Raw genomic sequence first — 19,972 nt, 5'->3', positions numbered from 1 at the left:
TTTTTGGTCAAATAAATGCGTTTTTTTTGTTAAATCTACACTTTGAGGCGTAAAATCCACAAAAAACTGACACCCTATTTGTTAGAAAATGGCGAATACGCTAGCATGCAGTAACCCTTAAATCGAACGATTCTCTTAGAACTTCGAGCCCTTTAGAGGTGCAGTTCCCCTTCAAATAGTAGTAAAGGAGTTGCACCAGCTGCTGATGGTTGGACAGCGAATTCTTTCTTATAAAAAGGTTCTCGAGTTGAAAGATGTAGAAGTTACTGGTAAGCTCGATGTCTATGTCCGAATCGAAGAGGCCTAAGTGTACACCTTTACAAAAGTGAAAGGTTACGATTTCGAGGATTTCTTCGCGTCTTTCTTTAAAAATGCTTTGAACAATGGGCGAGCTTAAGTAGTCCATAGGGAGTTCAACGATGGCGTTGTACGTTTGAGATATGCTGAAAATGCTTTTTCCAACGTAAACCAATGCGTTGATTGGGTTATTGATCTCGGTAAGCCCCTGCCTTATTTCGTTTAGTTTTCTTTTCGAAATGTAATCGACTACGCTCTCAACCATCTCCTTTTTGCTGTCGAAATAGTTGTAAAGCGTCTTTTTGGTAACCCCTAGCGATAGGGCTAGGTCTTCAACCTTCATCTTCGAGGTTTGCTGCTCGAGGAAAACCTCTGCAATTCTACTAGTATAAAATAGCCTCCTAGACTTCATAGCTAATTGTTTTTGGATACACGGTTGTTTTTTTGTTTTGTGAGTGCTACTTGTAAATACCAAATGCCTGCTGGTATTTGGAGATTACGATCTGGTGGTTGCACATCTTCTCCGATAGCTCGTTCTGGGTTTGCTGAAGCAGAGCCTGAGCCTCGAGTAGGTCGGATATGCCAATAACTCCCGATTTGTAGTTGTCGTTTGATATCTTGAAGTTTTCGGTAGACTGCTGAACCATCTTCTCCGATAGCTGTATCTGGCTAACGCTTTCGGTAACCTCGTTCTGCGACTGGCTCATCTGCAACTCGAGTTTCTCGGCGGTTTCTTCGAGTTTGAGCTGGCTGCGTTGGATCTTAAACTGCTGCTGCTTTATCTTCTTGGAGCCTCCCCACCAATCGCTGATGGGGATGCTTAGTGATACCATTGCAAACGTTTGTTTGGTGCTGCTATTGTTGATGTCGAAGTAGTCCCACTCGGCCGAGAGGGCTAGCTGAGGGAGGTAGTCTCCCATGATCATCTTCTTTTGCAGCTTTTCGGCCTCTACCATTTTGCCTACCAGCTGGTACTCCACCCTGTTGGCTGTTGCCTGCTGCTTGTTGGCGAGCTGTGGCATTGTAGGCTTTTGGTTGAGCGCGCAGTCGAGGGCAATGGGCGTTTCGTTGGGGAGCCCAATTTGCTGGTTGAGCGCCATCTTGCTTAGGTTAATGGCGTTTTGCAGCTTCAGCCTATTCATTTGCAGCTCGTTTTGCTTTATCTGTACCTTAAGCAGGTCGTTGCGCTGGGTAAGGCCTGCCTTGCACATGTTGGCAACATCGCGGGAGAGGGTGTCGAGGAAGCCCTGGTACTTCTCGACGGTCTTCATCTTCTCCTGAAGGGCAATGATGGTCCAGAATAGCTCTTCGGTTTTAACCAGCACTTCGGTGGTGGACATCTCCTTCTGCTTTAGGCTAACCTCTTTTCCTAAAGAGGCTAGCTTATTGCCGTTGACGATTCGACCTCCTGCGTAGATGGGCTGAGTGGCACGGACAATGGCGACGTTGGCCTTGTCGAGCACGTTGAACCCGGGTACGTAGGTGAACTGCGTTGGGGCAGCTAAGTTGGCAGGGTTTCCGTCGTAAACGGGAAGGTTGGTTGCCGGTGTCTTTATCAGGTAATCGGGAGCGCGCATTGCCACAAGAGTTGCATTAACTACAGGAAAGTAGCTGGTAAATGCGCTCTTGCTCTGCTCGATGGATTCCAGCACCTCCTGCTGCGACTGCTTTAGCGTTTTACTATTATTAATAGCAATTGCCTTGCACGAGTCGAGCGTTAGATGGCGTTGGATGGGGGCTGATACTGCAGCTGATTTTGCAGCTTGGGCGTTACCCATTGCAGGAGCGAGCATCATACCTATAATAATAAGCGTGGAGGCAGGAATGGTTGCATTGCTGCTGGGGGTAGACTCCTTGCGGTACACCAACCAGTAAACAACGGGGAGGATAAACAGCGTAAGCACCATCGAAATCATCAAACCAAAGCAGATAACGGTGCCGAGTGGGCCCCATAGCGGCGAGCGGCTGGCAATCATCGATATTACACCTACCGAAGCGGCTGCCGATGTTAGGAAGATTGGGCGCATACGGCGCTTACCGGCTGCAAGGGCGGCCTCGTAGATGGAGTAGCCGTTCTTTTCGGCGAGTTCGTGGGCGTAATCGACTAGGATGATGCCGTTACGGACAACGATACCGCAGAGACTGGTTACACCCATAAAGGCGGTCATCCCGAAGGGGAAGTGCATTACGTAGAGGCCAATTGCAGCACCTGGTAGGCCCAGAAGCATGGTGCTCATGATGAGCAGCGATAGCTTTATCTTCTTAAACTGGAAGAGCAGGATGAAGAAAATCATAACGATGCTCACCAAAAGGGCGATGGCCATTGGGATGTAGGTTTCGAGCTGTGATTCGAGCTCGCCGCCGTATGAGATGGTTGTATTGGGGGTTTTAAGCTTGTCGATTTGAGGCTTTATCTCGGAGAAGACATCGGAAGGGACCACATTGGGCGAAACATCGACCTGAACGGTTAGCGTTCTTATGCCGTTACGGCGGACGATGGTTCCCTCGGTCCATTCGGGAGTAAGCTTGGCGAAGGCGCGAAGCGGAACGCCCGATAGGGTACTTGGCGAGGTTACGTACTCGTCCTGTAGGGTTTTTATGCTTTTGGGCGTGTTGCTATCCTTGTAGAGCTTAACCTGTACGGGGTAGTCGTTCTCCCAGATGGTGGTTAGCGGAAGTCCGTTAAGCGAGGCTAGGAGCGAGGTTGCTACCAGACTTTTTGTGTATCCCATTCGGTTGGCCTTGTCCTTATCCATGTCGACATGGATGTTTTGCTGCTGCTGATCCCAATCGGTACGAACCCAAGCTAGGTTTTTTGTCTTAGCAAGGATGGCGTTAACCTGCTTTTCGGCAGCGCGCAGGTCGGCAATGGAATCACCTGAAATGCGGATCTCGATAGGCGCCTTGGTGGCCAGTAACGAGAGAATTTTAAACTTAACGTGTGCATTGGGGTATGCATCGGCGAGCTTAGAGGCGTACTCGGCGTAGAGCTCCTTGGTAGCATCGTTGGAGGTGGTATTGACGAGCATCTGGCCGTAGTTGTGCGCGGGCATGTTGGGCGCATACACCGTGTGGAAGCGGGGCGAGCCGGTTCCGATAAAGCTGGTAACATTGGTGACGCGGCTATCCTTCTTCAGCGTTTTTTCGACACTGCTAAGTACGGCATCGGTGCTTTCGAGCGACGAGCCGGTAGGGAGGTAAACCTCGATGGCCAGCTGGTTGCGCTCCATGTCGGGGAAAAGCTGCTGCTTAACTTGGCCGAAGAGCACGAAGGAGAGCAGCACAGAGCCTATGCCAATTCCAACGGTTGTCTTCGGATTTCGGAAGGCTGCCTCCAGCGTTTTATCGAAGAAGTCCTGCAGCCTATCGAGCATCGACTTGCCCTTCTTTTCCGAAGCCGCATTCTTTTTATCCGTACCATCGGTTTGATTATCATGTTCGTGATGGAGTAATCCCTTCTTGATGAAGCGGTAGTTGAGGTAGGGAACAATAAGGATCGCTACCAGAATAGATACAAAGAGGGCGATGGCAATGGTGTAAGGGAAGGCAAAGACGAACTCGCCGGATACGCCGGGAAGGAATATGCTTAGCGGAAGGTAGGCCGAGATGATTGCCAGCGTTGCGGCAATGATAGGAACCAGCAGCTCCTTGGCGCTCTTAACGGCAGCCTTCCAGGGGTCCATGCCGTGGTCGAGCTTCTCGACGTGGTTGTCGATTACCACGATGGAGTTGTCGACAATCATACCCAGAACCACGATAAGGGCGGCAAGGCTAACGGTGTCGAGCTCGAAGCCGACGAAGAAGAGGATACCCAAGGTGATGAGCACCGCGATGGGCACGGTGACGCCAGCAACCGACGCAACTCTAATGGGGAGCAGCAGCATGGTAACCAGAATCACGGAGATGATGGCAAGCATAAACTCCTCCAGAAAGTTTGAGATCGACTCGTCGACGTACTTGGGGAGCTCGGAGATCTTTTCGACCTTAACATCCTTAGAGGTGTAGCCCTCGAATGTTTGAATGGCCTTATCGATATCCTTACCAAACTGTACGATGTTGTTGCCGGGCTGCATCTCCAGTGATAGGAGGATGGTATTTCTTCCATTCTGGCGGATGTAGCTGTCGGGATCCTCGTACTTGCGTTCGATGGTGGCGATATCCTTTAGGCGAACGACGTTGCCGTTGGGATCGGAGTAGACGATTTGCTCGTAGAGGTCTTTCTCGGACTCGAAGTTGGTGGGGAAGTGAACGGTGAGGTCGTTCTTGCCATCCTTGAGCACGCCAGCGCTGTTGACCATGCCGTTGGACTGGTAGGCGTTGAGGAGCGAGAGCGATTTGATGTTGTACTCGTTGAGCTTTTCGGGGCGCACCTTAACGTGGATCTGCTCCTTTTGTAGCCCGTAGTGCTTAATCTTGGAGGCGGCCGGAATCTTGCGGCACTCGGCCTCGAGGCGCTTGAGATCCTGCTCCATCTCCTTGTACGACTTGGTGTCGGAGGAGAGGGTGATGAGGAGCGCGGCTGTATCGCCAAAGTCGTTGTTGGCCACTAGGGCAAGCACGCCCGATGGCAGCGAAGCTTTCAGCTCGTTAAGGCCGTGGCGGAGCTTGGACCAGAAGCGGTCGGAGTCTTTAACGTCGTCGTTTAGCTCCACGAAGATGTACATGATGCCATCGCGCGACTGCGAGTAGGTTTTGGCCTTCTTCACCTCCTTGTATCCGAAGATGTAGTTCTCGACCTCCTTGGTTAGCTGCTCCTCGACCTCGGCCGAGGTTGCACCCGGGTAAACACCCACTACAAGACCCTGACGGATGGTAAACTCGGGGAATTCGTTGCGGGGCATCTCCTTTAGCGCCCACACACCTATAATAAGAAGGAGTGCTGCCACCGTAAATACGATGTTCCTATACTTCATGGCGGCCTCTATAAATCCGATTTTTCTTGCGCCCATACTAGTAAACGATTTTGGCGTTGTTGGTAAGCTTTTCTTTTCCTTCGGTTACTACCAAGGAGTTGGCTGATAATCCGGAGAGGATGATAACGCCATTCTGATCGTACTGCCCAGCTGTAACGGTAGTCTTCTTCGCTTTTTTAGCGATGGTGTCGACTTCGAAAACGTAGGTTTTCCCTTGGTCGTCCTTATTAACAGCTTGGTAGGGGGCAACGGTGGCTTTTACCAGCTGGTTCTGGTGCACCTTTACGTCGCAAACCATGCCGGGCTTCATCAGTATTTGAGGGTTGGCGGCTTCGATCTTCACCTCGTAGGTGCGAGATATCTGGTCGGCCACTACGCCTACGTTGGTGATGGTACCTTCGAAGGTTCTATCGTTGAGGGCGGAAATGGTGAAGGTTGCCTTGAGGCCCTTGCGGATCTTACCGATTTCGTTTTCGGGGACGGCCACCTTGACGTAGATGCGCTCGATGCGGACAATTTCGAGGGGGGTGACGGCCGAGGCGCTGTGCTGCCCGGGCTCGACGTTGCGCTTGCCGATGATGCCGGCAACGGGTGCGCGAAGGCTAGACTTGGAGAGGCTAGACTTGGAGAGCTCCATCTGCGACTGCGCCTGTTTGAGGTTGGTCTCCATCTCCACCCACTTGATCTCGGGAAGGCTTCCCTTGTCGTATACCACCTTTAGGCGGTCGTAGGCATCCTTGGCTTGGCGGTACTTGGCAACTGCGGCGTTGTACATCGACTCGTTGTCGCTTTTATCGACGGTAGCCAGCAGCTGACCCTTGCGCACGGCGTCGCCCTCCTGCACGAGCACCTGGGTAATGATCCCAGTTGATTGGAAGGTGAGGGGGATGGATTGCTGTGGCTCTACGGTGCCGCTGTAGTGCAGGTCGGTGTTAACCATAACCTCCTTAACCGTTGCTACGTTTACCTTAATGCCATCCTGCGCGTTGGTGCTGGTGGTGGCTGGGTGGTTGGAACAGGCCGTGATGGCCAGCAAGCCAAAGCTGGCAATAATCGTTGTCTTCATATAAATTGTTTTCTTGAAAATACTAAACGTTTGGTATGTTGTGGGGCAAATTAAAAGCCGTACTCGATACGGCTAATCATTTTTCTTGAGGAGCTTGTAGTACTCGAGGACCTGTTTCTTGAGTATTGAGAATGATTCTTCAACATTTGCGGTACTGGAAACAAGGTTTCCGGCAAGGCCCATATGTAGCGAGGTGAAGGTGTAGGCGGTAACTTCGACATTGATGTCGTCGCGAATTTCTCCTCGTTTGATTGCATTTTTTAGCACAACAATCATTTTTGTCTCCTCGTCTTTTACATGCTTATCGGTGCTATCGAGAAACCCCTTGTAGTGGCGCGAGGCATCGACCAAGAAGGAGATGTAGTTGATGGGGGAGAACTCGGCACTGTACGATAGGCAGCTGTCTATTGTATGACGCATCGACTTAATGTTTTCGTCGATAAACTCCTTTAGGGGGATTGTTTCGATATCAAGCGTGCTTACTGGAAATATGAAGTGCTTATCGACCACCGCCTTGAAAAGTTCTTCCTTGTTGAGGAAGTGGTGGTAGAGCGCGCCCTTGGTCATGTCGATGGCCTTGCTGATGTCGCTGATGGAAACGGCCTCGTAGCTGTGGGTTAGGAACAGCTCGTAGCTCTTGTCGATGATATACTCTTTTGTGTCACTCATGGTAGATAAATACTGAACGATCGGTATGCAAATGTAGGAGGATTTACTATTGCTGATTCACGTTTAAGATAAATTAGTGGAAAAAGAGGCGATGTGGCAATGGGCTCTATGGCGAAAGGGGTGTGTGGTATGGCGGTATTTGGTTGTTTATCAGTAAATACATTCAACCATTTGGAGGGGTGTTTACATCTGGTGGACTAATTCTCCAAACTCCACTCATGACTGTTAAAATTGAAGTCTTTATGGGCTATAGGTCTCCGTAAATGGGGTAGGTTTTATGCTTTGGCTTGATGGATGAATCCTTGGTTGACAACAGAATAAAGTTTTACATTTTTGCTACATTTATTGCGGTTCTCCGACAGCAACATTACAATGACTAAGGTGATGCTGTTGCGCTATGGGGTAATTTTGCTTGGCTTTGGTTTAGAGCCTCATTCAAACTGTTTCGAATAATATTGGTTGGCTGAAAGAAGTGATAAATGAAGATATTTGTTCTAAGGTTGCATGTCTTGTGTTGTAGATTGATGATTGTATGGATGTCAATGCTTTTTAGGTTGACCCATAAACGCAGATACTTTGAAAGAAAAATTAGCGTAGGTATTCTAATTCTATCGCTGATGAACTTACTGGTAAGCTGCAGTGGAGGAACGGAGGAGACTGATGAAGGTTCTAGCGAGGCTGAAGCTGGGGTTCGAAATGCTGCAATTACAAAAGGTGCTGATACGCTAACGAATAAGCGTAAACCGAGTTTTGGAAAAAAAAGAAAACATACAACATCAAAATTTGATGATGATGATGGTGTTATGTGTTATATACCAGCATATCAAGAAGTAAAAGATACCACCTCGGTATTACAGGAAAATATATTTCATGATGATTCTAGATATCCTGAATTCCCAGGAGGCGGTGTTGAGGAGTTAATGCGATATCTAAAACGCATGTTAATCTATCCTCAACAAGCTTTTGATATGGGAATAGAGGGTACTGTCTACATAAGGTTTACTATAAATAGAAGTGGAAAGGTGAAAAATGTGAGTGTACTACGAGGTGTTTCTTCGGAATTGGATAAGGAGGCTATTCGAATTATTAGGTCAATGCCGGCATGGATACCAGGGAGACAAAATGGTCGTAATGTAAGTGTCGATTTTACAATTCCGATAACATTTACGCTTGAGTAACAGTAGGAGATGATTATATAAAATAAAGAAGATATGAAGCGATTGCGGATTAAAATAAGTGTTATGCTGCTTCTAGCTGTTAGCATATCCGGTAAGGCACAGACTTATCAGAAGACCGATTATGGGGTGACGGCAGTGGTAAATGCTGTTAGGGTTGAGCTGCAGCTGTATGGACCCTCTACGGTACGGGTTGTGAAGTATCCCGAAGGTAAAACGTTTGAGAAGCAAAGCCTTTCGGTTATTCAAAAACCACAAAAGGTAGCCTTTAGCGTAAGGCAGTCTGGCGATAAACTGTCGTTGAGAAGCGTCAAGATGGAGGTGCTGCTAAATCTAAAAACGGGTACTGTTGCGTTTGCCAACCAGCAGGTGCCGCTAATGACAGAAAAGGAGGCAGGTGCCACTTTTGCCGATTTTGACGATGCGGGTGTTAAGACGTTTACTGTCGCGCAATCCTTCGTTCTCGGAAAGGATGAGGCCATTTACGGTTTGGGCCAGCAGCAGGAGGGAAAGATGTCGAAGCGTAACCTGAAGCTGAACATGGTGCAGGGGAATACCGACGACTACATCCCATTTTTCCTGTCGTCTAAAGGGTATGGCGTGTTTTGGGATAACTACTCGCCAACTGTTTTTGAGGATAGCCCCGAGCAAACGCTATTTAAGTCGGATGTAGGCGATGGCATTGACTACTACTTTATGCTAGGCGACAATGCCGATGGCGTAGTTGGGTGCATGCGTAATCTTACTGGGCAGGCGCCCATGTTTCCCCTGTGGACATACGGATTTTGGCAGAGCAGGGAGCGCTACAAGAGCCAGGACGAACTAGTAGGCGTGGTAAAGCGCTTTCGTGAGCTGGGCGTTCCGCTCGATGGCATCATCCAAGATTGGCAGTACTGGGGCAACAACTACCTTTGGAATGCCATGGAGTTCCTTAATCCCGGATTTTACGATCCTCGAAAGATGGTAAGCGATGTGCATGGCATGAATGCTCATATGATTATATCCATTTGGAACTCATTTGGACCGATGACAAAGCAGTATAGGGACTTGGATAGGATAGGGGCCTTGTACCGCTTTAAAACCTGGCCCGAATCGGGTTCGGAGAAGTGGCCACCCAATCAGGATTACCCATCGGGGGTTAGGGTGTACGATCCGTACAATCCATCAGCACGCGATATCTACTGGAGCTACCTTAACAAGGGCATCTTTTCGCTGGGAATGGATGGCTGGTGGATGGATTCTTCGGAACCCGATCATCTTGATCCTAAGCCTTCCGACTTTGATACCCAAACCTACTTGGGATCGTTCCGAAAGGTGCGCAATGCCTTTCCGTTAATGACCGTAGGTGGTGTTTCGCAGCATCAGCGCTCGCTAACATCCGAAAAGCGGGTATTTATTCTTACCCGTTCGGCATTTGCCGGTCAGCAGCGCTATGGCGCAAACACGTGGTCGGGCGATGTGGTGGCCTCGTGGGATGCCCTACGAAACCAGATATCGGCTGGCTTGAACTTTTCGCTTTGCGGAATTCCCTATTGGAATAGCGACCTGGGCGGATTCTTTCTGTGGAAGTTTAAGAACCCGCTGGAGAACACCGACTACTGGGAGCTGCATGTCCGTTGGATTCAGCTTGGGACATTCTGCCCGATGATGCGCTCGCATGGCGAGGGGGTGCCCCGCGAGATTTACCAGTTCGGGGAAAAGGGCAATCCAACCTACGATGCGATTGCAAAGTATATTAACATGCGATACCTGCTACTGCCCTACATCTATTCTACCTCGTGGAGCGTAACGGCCAATCACTCGAGCATGATGCGTGCCCTTGTAATGGACTTTGCCGCCGATGGGCAGGCGCTGGACATTAACGATGAGTTTATGTTTGGGAAATCGCTGCTGGTAAGCCCAGTTTCGAAGCCCATGTACTCGAAAAAACAGGTGAAAGGAGCCGATACCCTAACGGTTGAAGACTATAGTACCGTTAAAACAAAGGAGGTTTACCTGCCAAGGGGGGCCGATTGGTACGACTTCTGGACTGGAGCAAAGCTCGGTGGCGGACAAACCGTAAAAAAGGAGGCTCCGCTCGATATCATCCCTTTGTATGTGAGGGCAGGGGCTATCCTACCCATTGGTCCTAAGGTGCAGTATGCCACCGAAAAGAGGTGGGACAACCTTGAGATTCGTGTTTATAGGGGTGCAAATGGCGAATTTACCCTGTACGAGGACGAAAACGACAGCTACAACTACGAGAAAGGGGCATACTCGCTAATTAAGCTCGAGTGGAACGACAAAAGGAGGTGCCTAATAATTGGTGATAGGATAGGAGCGTTCCCCGGTATGATGGAGAGCCGAACATTTAGCATTGTGCTGGTTGATACTGCTAAGGGCACTGGTACTAGCGCTACCGAAAAGTTTGATCCCGTAGTAAGGTATAAAGGAAAGCGTGTCGAAGTGAAGCTGTAGGTGTTGCCAAGTGGCGATATAGTTATAAAACCCGGAGCAATCCGGGTTTTTTTATGGTCCTATAATGAATAGGGTGGGTATTAGTAATGAGCTAGCCCGTTTCTCATAGAGGCTATTTAACCCCTTCGGGGTTGTTTTCATCCTCCGACCTAATTCCCCGAGTTTCACTCGGGGCTATTAAAATTGAAGCCCTTACGGGCTTCAGGTCGTAGTGATGAGAGGCCGCTTCTATGCTAATAGAAGACCAGCGCCAATGGGTTATCGTACATGAAGGGGTTGGGCGCCGATTCGGTTAATCTGGAGTTTAATAGGCCTGGGTTTAAATGCAACCCGGCTACGGCCGATATCAGCGGCAGCGAGACGGTTAAGCTTGTGATTAAGATGAGCAAGAACTAGAATTACTTTTGTTTGTACTATACACTGCTTGGTTATGCGGGGTCTCGCCTTGGCGGGACTCCGCTTTTTTATTAGGATAAGGGGTTAAAATACCTTTGATGTTTTGTGATTATTAGTTTTCTTTGGTAGGCGTATAGGCGTAACAGGAGCTGCGCAGATATACCGAAAATGGGGGGATAGGCGCAGCTTTGTTGCATATATAAACTAGTTGGCGGGCAATTACAAAAAAAATGACACTGCAAAATTTAGAATAACATGAATAAAAATCAATTATGGATGGTTAGGGCAGGTGAAGGAGCCTTTTTAGTAGAAGACTTCTTGACAAAAAATATAGTTTCAATCGGTTGGAATGCAACTGGAGATTTATCGAAAGTTGATAATATTGAAAAACTGAAAGAACTTGTTCGAAAAATCTATCCTGAATATAAAAATAGTCAAGTAATTAGTAGTGCAGGACAGATTTATAGATTTCTGATTGATTTCAAAATTGGTGATTGTGTAATGACCTATAATCCTTCAGAACGGACATATTCAATCGGAGAAATAGCATCTGATTATAAATTTGATGAAAAATTATGTGAATATTACCATACTCGTGAGATTAAATGGATTGGAAAAGTACAACGAGATGACTTGTCAACTTCAACGAAAAATACACTTGGTGCGACTCTGACAATCTTTGATATTCCTAAGCAAGCACGAGAAGATTTGTTTTCTCTATTGGCTGGCAAACCGTCAAAAACGATTGAAGAGGTATCTGAACAAGAATCGTTAGAAATTATCAAAGATGATTTTATAGCCAAATCACATGAGTTTATAAAGGACAAAGCATTATTATTGGATTGGGAGGAAATGCAAGAACTTGTTGCAGGGATACTAAGAGCAATGGGGTATAAAACAAGAGTTAGTCCAAGAGGTTCTGACCGAGGAAAAGATATTGTTGCTTCACCCGATGGATTAGGATTAGAAAACCCAAAGATTGTCATAGAAGTCAAACACAGAAAAGGTTCAATGGGGTCGCAAGAAGTGAGAAGTTTTCTCGGTGGATTAAGGGCAAGTGACAAAGGATTATATGTTTCAACAGGCGGATTTTCTAAAGATGCAAAATATGAAGCAGAAAGAGCAAATATTCCAATAACTTTAGTGGATTCTGATATTTTAGTCGAATTGATTATACAGTATTATGATAGTTTTGACAACGAGACAAAGTCTTTAGTTCCACTTAAAAAGATTTATTGGCCGTTAAAATAAAAATGAAAAAAAACAACAGCCCACAACATGTGGTATAAAAAATTGCCGGAATAGTAGGTTATTCAAAGGTTGTAGTCCGCTTCAACTTTTGTGTAACTTGATAGGAAATCGCCCGCAATTGGCAATTTTTAATACCGATAACAGTTGTAACCCCGCTGGCAAGGTTAGTAGCGGGGGGTAAGTTCTCGCTACGCATTCCACTACGTTTCATACCGCAAAACGTTATGGGAAAGTTTGAAAAAAAAGCAACATGATTGAAACGAATATTGAATTATTAAAATCTCAGATTTCCAAGTTTGACAAACCAGATTTCGACTTAGATGCTTGGAAAGGTTCAACAACTATACTTTTAGAAAGAATATTTGGAGAATCTTATTCTGCGATAAAGACTATAAACCAAATTCGGCACAGAGTATCAGATTTGCGTGCTTTAGGTGGAAATTACAACAATAATATTAATCAATGCAAACTGCAAGGAAAGGAAGTTCTTGAAGCAACGATAACTGAATTAGAAACATTTGGTCTTCCTGAAACAAAAAAGAAAAATAGTTCAGGCATCGAAATAAATCTAACACAGAATCAAACTGTTAATGTTAATCTAATATTATCAGCTATTAAAGACGAGTTGACTAAATCTCAGTGGGTTGAGATTGAAAAACTATTAAAAGCAGATGAAGCAAAATCGACAAAACATAAAAAAATCATTGAGATAATAAGCGGATTTGGGGCAGATGTGGCTTCAAATATTCTAGCAAATATTTTAACTAACCCGAATTTATGGTGATAAATTAAAAAAAGATGATAGCAAATCATATTCAGCTGAGCGTAGGGACGCAATGCTTAGCAGAGAAGCTGATGGAAATTTACATGCAGTTGCTACCTATACTGCTGAATCATAAACTCTACTTAATAATAACATATCATGTGGACAGGACATAAAATAGCAGGTTTCGTACTTCTATTAATTTTGGGAAGTTGTCAGAGTGCGAGAGTTGGTAAACAGGTAAATACCAAATTTACGTTTGATGGATATATAAAGTTTGAAGCGCTTGTAAACGATAGTATTAAAGGCATGTTTATATACGATACAGGAGCATCGGGCTTACTGTTTGATAGTACCTTTGTTTCGGATAAGCAGAAGTTGATTCGCGAGATAGATACGGCAAGAATTGGAGGTGCTGGCAATCGAGGATATCGAAAAATAAAAATGATTCGTAACTCATTAAACATTAGTCTGGGTTTGCACCATGTTTCTTTTGATTCTATTCCTATTTTTAATTTAGAAGCCGTGTTTAATGAAAAGATAGCAGGACTTGTTGGTAATGATTTTATAGGTGGAGGGGTTCTCCATATTAGTAATACGAATTTGACGCTTAGGATTGATACGCTGGCTAATTCAGAAAAATATGATACTTGTATACCATTCGAATTTGAGCGTGAAAGAATTTTTATTCGACCTAAAATTCAGCTTAAAGGAGGACCGATAGTAGAGCCTAGGCTAATGATTGATTTGGGTTGTACGGATATTATTATCTTAAATACGCCTTATTACAACAAAATTAGGGGTCATATATCAGATGTAATAGACTACACAATTTTAGATGCTGGGGTTTCGGGAAATTCGGATGGTGGTGAGTTTAGGGCAAATCAAATTCAATTTGCAAGTTATTTAATACCTCTGCCAGTAGTATCCTTTTCTAAGGATTTGCATGGAGCCCATAGCAATACCTACTATGATGGGCTAATTGGGAACGAGCTGATGAGCAGATTTGATTATGCCATCGACTTTAAGAATGAGAAGCTATATTTAAAGTCAAGAAAAGGTTATCAGAAACCCTTTAAATCAACCGTAAGCGGGATATATGCCATTAAGGATGGCGATTTTGCTATAGTGAAATGTGCATATCGGCAGTTTGCTCCATATATCGGCGGATTAAATATTGGAGATACAATTCTTAGCATTAATAATCAGCCTATTTCTAAGCTCTCGCAAAAAGTATTTGACAGGAAATTTGGAAAGGATAATGAAGAATTACGAATTGAATTTAGAAAGAATGGAATGTCTAGGTTTGTGAAATATAGAAAAGGGCAAAAAATATAGTTGTTGTTGCTAACCTTTGCTTAGTTTGCCGTAGGTGTGCTATGAATCAAGCGGAGGCTCATCTAAGCCAGAGCTACCATCAGCGCACGTTTGGCGGACGGCTTTGCCCGATTGGTAGGCAGAAGGTTGTTAAGCAGTAGCGCCTTTAGTCACCATTAAACGCCAAAGCAGCAGAACCGTATAAAAGCGTAGCCAACATTAAGGCTGCGCTTTACTTTTTTGCTACTTTTGGATTGCAGTCTGTAGACAGTTACTTAACAATGTCGAAGTTACAACTGAGTACAAAGTGCGAGTTCTGCGTAGCTAAACTTCGCCTAGCCTCAAGCGTTGATTTAGGCTATGGAGAGCAGGTTTTGGTGCAATAACAGAAAAACAAACGATGGTTGTAATAGAAACAAAACGACTTTTTATAAAACACATTTCGACATCTGACATTTGTCAATTGCATAGGATTTATAACAAGACTAAAAACATGCAATTTATTTCGACAGGAAGATCCGAATGGACTATAAATGAACTTAACGACAAGTATGCTGCGACTAATATCAACTATGAGTTAGGATTCGGAATATTTGCAATTGAAATTAAAGAGACAAGTGAAGTTATTGGAGAAGCTGGAATATTTAATTCATTTAATAACCTTTCGAAGTTAGAACTTGGATATATAATTGACTCTAAACATTGGCAAAAAGGGTATGGAAAGGAAACTTGTTTAGGTTTAATTGATTACGCATTTACAGTACTGAATGTTGAGACTTTAATCGCAAGAATGTATTCAAAAAACATAAATTCGATAATTCTATCAGAAAAGTGCGGAATGGTTAAAATAGAAACGGGTTTAACTGATAACGGACAGGAATATCTAACTTATGAAATAAAGAGAGGCATGAAAGCCCAACAAACTGTATAGCCAACAAGTGGGCGAAGTGGTAGGTGGAAACTTGCTGCGGCGCAGTAGTTGCAGTGCAGGCTGAGAGAATGGAAACCTGCAAGCGCTTGTTGCCCCTTACTCGCCGTAGAATAAACACACTGGACTCGGCTGCATTTTGTAATGCCGCTGAACATAAGTAGCGGTCTTTGACCGCAGTTATAGGAGAATAAAAAAGAACCTTTTATGGTCCTAAGCGTATTTCTTTACTACGCTTTTTTTTTGCAAGGCTACCAGTCTGTAATTAATGCGGTAGGTGCTTGCCTTAAGCACGATTTAGCCATTGCCTACGCTTAGCTTCGGGCTGCATATTAAGGAGATGTGCGTAAGCGTTGCTTTTATGGAGAATACTAGAAATGCGCTTTGCTGTGTTGCTAACGATTCGCTTACTTTAGCAGCGGTATAAAGGTTGCTAAAGCGGCGCCTATGCTGTTAGTATAGTGTAACCTGCACTACTTAAGAAGGCGAGGCTTTAGGCTTTCAATGCCGAACGGCTGGAGTCCGTACAATTTATGCGAAGGCTGAGATATGGGCATATTGTGTGTACAATACCTAGCATTATACTGTGCCTGTAATGAGCTATTCTTCGAATTGATAATTTAACCGTAACCGAGCAAATGAAAAAGGTAAAACTTGCGGCTATTCTGATAATTCTAATTCTTCCGATTCTAAATGCTAAAGCAGCAGCTGTTAGGATAATAAAGCTGCAAACCGAATATACCCAAACACCTTTGGGAATTGAGGTAGAGCATCCACGATTTAGCTGGCAAATGGAATCCGACAAGCCCGGATGCTTTCAAACAGCTTACCAGCTTATAGTGTTTACCGATGCTAATAGGGAGGTATGGAATTCGGGGAAAGTATTTAGCGGTGAATCGTTGAATATACGATACGAGGGAAGTTCGCTACAAGCTGCTACACGGTATAAATGGCAGCTTGTTGTATGGGATCAGGAAAAGAAGAAGCATCTGGCAGAATCGTGGTTCGAAACAGGCCTGATGGATTGCCATGAGTCTGCATGGAATGGTGCCAAGTGGATAGGCGGTAACCATTTGACCTTTTATTCGCAATATCTTCCGGTATTTAAGATAAATTTCGGGGTACAGCTCGATAAGAAATCGAATAGCACAAAGGCGGGTTTTATATACGGTGCGAATGATGAGCGGCTGATGGATAAGAATAAAAATATATATAAGCTCGAAAATAAGCGTGATAGCTCCTATGTTTTAGTAGAGCTCGATCTTGCATCCTTAAATTCAGGTGGAAAAGCTCGAATGAATATTTATAGGGCAGGTTACGCGTCCAAAGATAAGTGCGATCGACCACTTAAAAGCTTTGATATCTCGTCGTCCCTTATCAACAACCAAAACCGATTTGAGCCGCATACCGTGTACCTGTACTCGGTGCTAGGGCAAACCGAGTTTTATGTTGATGGCGAAACGAAGGAAAACCAAATCGGAACCGCGAACTTGAATCCTAACGGGCAAGGAGGCGACTTTGTAGCCTACCCTGTTGTTGCCAATATTGGATATGCGCTACGCGAAAATCAAAAAGCAACCTTCTCGAATGTACAGGTAAGGAACTTTAGGGCGCCATCGAATGTGCTATTCTCCGATGATTTTAAAGAGGCTGGTAGTACGAGTTCTTTAGGTGTGTTTAAAACAGTAGATCCTTCAAGGAATTCGATGCCAATGCTTAGAACCAGCTTTACTGCTAAAGCAGAGATATCGAAGGCGCGTTTGTACGTTACCTCACGGGGTATCTACGATATGTATATTAATGGTAAAAGGATTAGCGACGATTACTTTAATCCGGGTTCTACCCAGTACAATAAAACGCAGCTGTACCAGACCTTCGATGTAACCAGCTATCTGAAGCAAGGTAAGAACGGCATGGGTGCAATACTTGGCGAAGGTTGGTGGAGTGGTGGTAGCACCTACATGGGGCAATTCTGGAACTTCTTTGGCGACAGGCAGTCGCTGCTGGCTAAGCTGGTTGTTACCTATGCCGATGGAACAACCGATGTAATAGTTTCGGACCCTTCGGTGTGGAAGTATTTCAACAATGGTCCTACTGTATATAGCAGCATGTTTCAGGGCGAGGTGTACGATGCTACCAAAGAGAAGCTGGTTGAAGGCTGGTCGACCGCACTGTATGACGACTCGGCTTGGGTAAAATGTTCAGAGGTTCCGTTGGAAGGAACTGCCTATCCTAATGGAGCATTGACCCAAGATAGCTTTGGCACGTCGAAGCTTACCGGGCAGTATGGTGCTGCGGTGAAGGATATAAAAGAGCTAACAGCACAGTCTGTGGAAGAAATTCGTCCAGGTGTCTTTATCTACGATATGGGCCAAAATATGGCAGGTGTTCCTAAAATCACTCTAAAGAATACTAAACCTGGTCAGGTGATAAAGCTTCGTTTTGCCGAAGTAAAGTATCCTAATCTTCCGGGATATCAAGAAAATACCGGCATGATTATGCTCGAAAATATTCGAGCTGCGATGGTTCAGGATATATATATTGCAAAAGGTACCGAGGCTGTAGTAGAACCACGGTTTACGTACCATGGCTTTAGGTATATTGAAATTACAGGAATTGACAAACCGCTCCCACTAAGCGATGTTAGGGCGCGGGTGTTAAGCTCTATATCCGAGCTGTCGTCGAAGTTCGAAACATCAAATCCGTTGGTAAATAAACTGTGGGAGAATATAACATGGTCGTCTTATGCTAACTTTATGTCTATACCAACCGATTGCCCCCAACGCAACGAGCGATTAGGATGGAGCGGCGACATCTCTGTTTTCTCGCCTACCGCATGCTATTTGGCAACAATACCTCAATTTTTGCGCCGCCATATGTTAACCATGCGCGATGTACAACGCGAGGATGGCCGTTTCCCTGATGTTGCACCATTGGGTGTTGGTTTTGGCGAGATGATGTGGGGAAGTGCTGGCATTACCGTTGCATGGGAGAGCTTTCAGCAATATAATGATAAAGAGTTGTTGAAGGAGCATTACCCTGCAATGTGCAGCTACATTGAATATCTACTACGCGATATAAATCCTCAAACAGGTATCTTCAAAGAGAAGGAGCAGAATACATGGGGCAGCTTGGGCGATTGGCTAAGCTTGGAAGATAGAAACAACGAGAAACTACTTTTCTGGGAGGCCTACTTAATTTACGACTTGGATATCATCAGCAAAGTGGCTCAGATTCTTGATAGGCCAGAAGATGCAGCTAAGTTTAAAAGGCTCTGCGATGAGCGAAAAGCCTTCTTCAATAAAACCTACCTAGATAGAACAAGTGGAAAAACCATATTTAAAGAAAAGGTAATTGATACGCAAGCATCCTACGCGCTTCCATTGGCCTTTGGTATTGTGGATGGTGATATTACCGAAAAGGTTACCGCTAATTTTGCTAACACAATTACTAGAGTGGGTAAAACAGATCAGAACATTGAAACGCCACCCTATTCGTTAATGACCGGTTTTATTGGAACTGCATGGATAAGTAAGGCATTGTCGAACTATGGTAGAACCGATTTAGCATACCATCTTTTACAGCAAACAACCTACCCTTCGTGGCTTTATCCTATCGAGCAAGGTGCCACAACCATTTGGGAAAGGCTTAATTCGTATACCCATATCGATGGCTTTGGAGGTAATAACAACATGAATTCGTTTAACCACTATGCTTTTGGCGCTGTTGGTGCATGGATGTACAGCTACTGTTTGGGTATTGCACGCGATGAGAAATCGCCAGGATTTAAGCATTTTGTTTTAAAACCCGAGCCTGATCCTACAGGTAAGATGAGTTTTGCAAAAGGATATTACGACTCGATGTATGGTAGGATTGAAAGTAGCTGGAAAATAGCAGACACAACCATAGCTTACAGCTTTAAAGTTCCCTCAAATACATCCGCTACACTTATTCTGAGGGCCAAAAGTTTGAAGGATATTACCATAAACAATGCGCCTTTCGAGAAGGTAAAGCAGGTGCGATTTGTTAGAAACGAAGGCGGTACCTTCACCTTTGAGGTACAGCCTGGCGTATATGAGGTTAATGTTCTTAAGTAGAGTTGCTGGTTTATTGAGAACATGTGGTTTGTACGATTAGCATGTTTTATATACAGTACAATGGAACGCTAGCGTTTCCATAGAAACATAGAAGCGGTAAACAGACATATATTAAACAGTAGAAGGTGCAAAAAGAGTAAAGCGTGGCCACCATCAATGGCTACGCTTTACTTTTTTGCTACTTTTGGATTGAGGTCTTTGACCGCTACTTAGCAATGCCGAAGTTGCAACCGTTCGACTGAGGCAGTAGCCCATAGCCGTCAAGTTAGGCTGTAATTTTAAAGAAGAACACTTAATAGCAGCTGGTTATCCTTCCGCTTAGGCGGGAGGTAGGGGTGGTTAAGAACGCGAGTGAAGCGAGTAATGTTGATTTAAACGAACAAACCCACCCCCTTCCCCCTCCAAGGAGGGGATAACCAGCTTCAATCAGGTGCTAGTGCTTAATCTCGATCCTATCTTTTTAAGATCTGCTCTTAGCTTGACAGCTATGGGCAGAAGCCTCAGCCGAACGGAGGACCATTCGGGCAGACGATAGATCTCGTGACAAGCACGGGATGACACTCCGAGGAAATGTTTTTCCTTAACCTAATGACATTGGCTTAAGAGAGGGATATCGGCTGCTTATCGAATACTTAATAAATGT

12 protein-coding genes are annotated in these 19,972 nt (G+C 45.0%); 8 read left to right on the top strand and 4 right to left on the bottom strand.

The genetic code is table 11. From position 1 onward, the window contains the following. Positions 1 to 100 precede the first annotated feature (100 nt). The 4 genes from ACHZA1_RS00760 to ACHZA1_RS00745 form a co-directional block, all read right to left on the bottom strand. Positions 101 to 709 (bottom strand): TetR/AcrR family transcriptional regulator, encoded by a 609-nt coding sequence (locus ACHZA1_RS00760; protein WP_320053329.1) that lies wholly within the window; start codon positions 707 to 709, stop codon positions 101 to 103. A 46-nt stretch (positions 710 to 755) separates the two neighbouring features. Continuing rightward, positions 756 to 5,246 carry an efflux RND transporter permease subunit gene (locus ACHZA1_RS00755; RefSeq protein WP_320053328.1) on the bottom strand — a complete coding sequence of 1,497 codons (4,491 nt, stop codon included), beginning with the start codon at positions 5,244 to 5,246 and terminating at the stop codon, positions 756 to 758. A 1-nt stretch (position 5,247) separates the two neighbouring features. Beyond that, positions 5,248 to 6,276 (bottom strand): efflux RND transporter periplasmic adaptor subunit, encoded by a 1,029-nt coding sequence (locus tag ACHZA1_RS00750; protein ID WP_320053327.1) that lies wholly within the window; start codon positions 6,274 to 6,276, stop codon positions 5,248 to 5,250. A gap of 72 nt (positions 6,277 to 6,348) precedes the next feature. Next, positions 6,349 to 6,945: a TetR/AcrR family transcriptional regulator gene (locus ACHZA1_RS00745; protein WP_320053326.1), complete on the bottom strand. Its 597-nt coding sequence runs from the start codon at positions 6,943 to 6,945 to the stop codon at positions 6,349 to 6,351. A 617-nt stretch (positions 6,946 to 7,562) separates the two neighbouring features. On the opposite strand from ACHZA1_RS00745, the gene ACHZA1_RS00740 reads away from it, so the two are divergent. The 8 genes from ACHZA1_RS00740 to ACHZA1_RS00705 all read left to right on the top strand — a co-directional run bounded on the left by ACHZA1_RS00740 (position 7,563) and on the right by ACHZA1_RS00705 (position 19,329). Then, positions 7,563 to 8,123, top strand: a complete 561-nt coding sequence (locus ACHZA1_RS00740; protein ID WP_320053325.1) for an energy transducer TonB — start codon at positions 7,563 to 7,565, stop codon at positions 8,121 to 8,123. A 63-nt stretch (positions 8,124 to 8,186) separates the two neighbouring features. After that, on the top strand, positions 8,187 to 10,577 hold the full coding sequence (locus tag ACHZA1_RS00735) for a TIM-barrel domain-containing protein (protein WP_320053324.1): 2,391 nt from the start codon (positions 8,187 to 8,189) through the stop codon (positions 10,575 to 10,577). A 267-nt stretch (positions 10,578 to 10,844) separates the two neighbouring features. Next, complete coding sequence (locus ACHZA1_RS00730) at positions 10,845 to 10,973, top strand: hypothetical protein (RefSeq protein ID WP_320053323.1); 129 nt, start codon at positions 10,845 to 10,847, stop codon at positions 10,971 to 10,973. Between the two features lie 255 nt (positions 10,974 to 11,228). Further along, on the top strand, positions 11,229 to 12,224 hold the full coding sequence (locus ACHZA1_RS00725; RefSeq protein WP_320053322.1) for a restriction endonuclease: 996 nt from the start codon (positions 11,229 to 11,231) through the stop codon (positions 12,222 to 12,224). 250 nt (positions 12,225 to 12,474) lie between these two features. After that, positions 12,475 to 13,008: a hypothetical protein gene (locus ACHZA1_RS00720; RefSeq protein ID WP_320053321.1), complete on the top strand. Its 534-nt coding sequence runs from the start codon at positions 12,475 to 12,477 to the stop codon at positions 13,006 to 13,008. Positions 13,009 to 13,146: 138 nt separating this feature from the next. Beyond that, on the top strand, positions 13,147 to 14,325 hold the full coding sequence (locus ACHZA1_RS00715) for a hypothetical protein (RefSeq protein ID WP_320053320.1): 1,179 nt from the start codon (positions 13,147 to 13,149) through the stop codon (positions 14,323 to 14,325). Positions 14,326 to 14,704: 379 nt separating this feature from the next. Continuing rightward, positions 14,705 to 15,235: a GNAT family N-acetyltransferase gene (locus tag ACHZA1_RS00710; RefSeq protein WP_320053319.1), complete on the top strand. Its 531-nt coding sequence runs from the start codon at positions 14,705 to 14,707 to the stop codon at positions 15,233 to 15,235. A 635-nt stretch (positions 15,236 to 15,870) separates the two neighbouring features. Beyond that, positions 15,871 to 19,329 carry a family 78 glycoside hydrolase catalytic domain gene (locus tag ACHZA1_RS00705; RefSeq protein WP_320053318.1) on the top strand — a complete coding sequence of 1,153 codons (3,459 nt, stop codon included), beginning with the start codon at positions 15,871 to 15,873 and terminating at the stop codon, positions 19,327 to 19,329. Positions 19,330 to 19,972: the final 643 nt, after the last annotated feature.

This window comes from uncultured Acetobacteroides sp. (genome assembly GCF_963667355.2).
GTDB lineage: Bacteria > Bacteroidota > Bacteroidia > Bacteroidales > ZOR0009 > Acetobacteroides.
The sequence above is the reverse complement of the archived record's forward strand: the minus strand, read 5'-3'. Positions and strand labels throughout refer to the sequence as shown.

Coding starts and splice junctions, on each gene's coding strand:
- ACHZA1_RS00760 (WP_320053329.1), bottom strand. CDS start 709: ATGAAGTCTAGGAGGCTATTTTATACTAGTAGAATTGCAGAGGTTTTC.
- ACHZA1_RS00755 (WP_320053328.1), bottom strand. CDS start 5,246: ATGGGCGCAAGAAAAATCGGATTTATAGAGGCCGCCATGAAGTATAGG.
- ACHZA1_RS00750 (WP_320053327.1), bottom strand. CDS start 6,276: ATGAAGACAACGATTATTGCCAGCTTTGGCTTGCTGGCCATCACGGCC.
- ACHZA1_RS00745 (WP_320053326.1), bottom strand. CDS start 6,945: ATGAGTGACACAAAAGAGTATATCATCGACAAGAGCTACGAGCTGTTC.
- ACHZA1_RS00740 (WP_320053325.1), top strand. CDS start 7,563: ATGAACTTACTGGTAAGCTGCAGTGGAGGAACGGAGGAGACTGATGAA.
- ACHZA1_RS00735 (WP_320053324.1), top strand. CDS start 8,187: ATGCTGCTTCTAGCTGTTAGCATATCCGGTAAGGCACAGACTTATCAG.
- ACHZA1_RS00730 (WP_320053323.1), top strand. CDS start 10,845: ATGAAGGGGTTGGGCGCCGATTCGGTTAATCTGGAGTTTAATAGGCCT.
- ACHZA1_RS00725 (WP_320053322.1), top strand. CDS start 11,229: ATGAATAAAAATCAATTATGGATGGTTAGGGCAGGTGAAGGAGCCTTT.
- ACHZA1_RS00720 (WP_320053321.1), top strand. CDS start 12,475: ATGATTGAAACGAATATTGAATTATTAAAATCTCAGATTTCCAAGTTT.
- ACHZA1_RS00715 (WP_320053320.1), top strand. CDS start 13,147: ATGTGGACAGGACATAAAATAGCAGGTTTCGTACTTCTATTAATTTTG.
- ACHZA1_RS00710 (WP_320053319.1), top strand. CDS start 14,705: ATGGTTGTAATAGAAACAAAACGACTTTTTATAAAACACATTTCGACA.
- ACHZA1_RS00705 (WP_320053318.1), top strand. CDS start 15,871: ATGAAAAAGGTAAAACTTGCGGCTATTCTGATAATTCTAATTCTTCCG.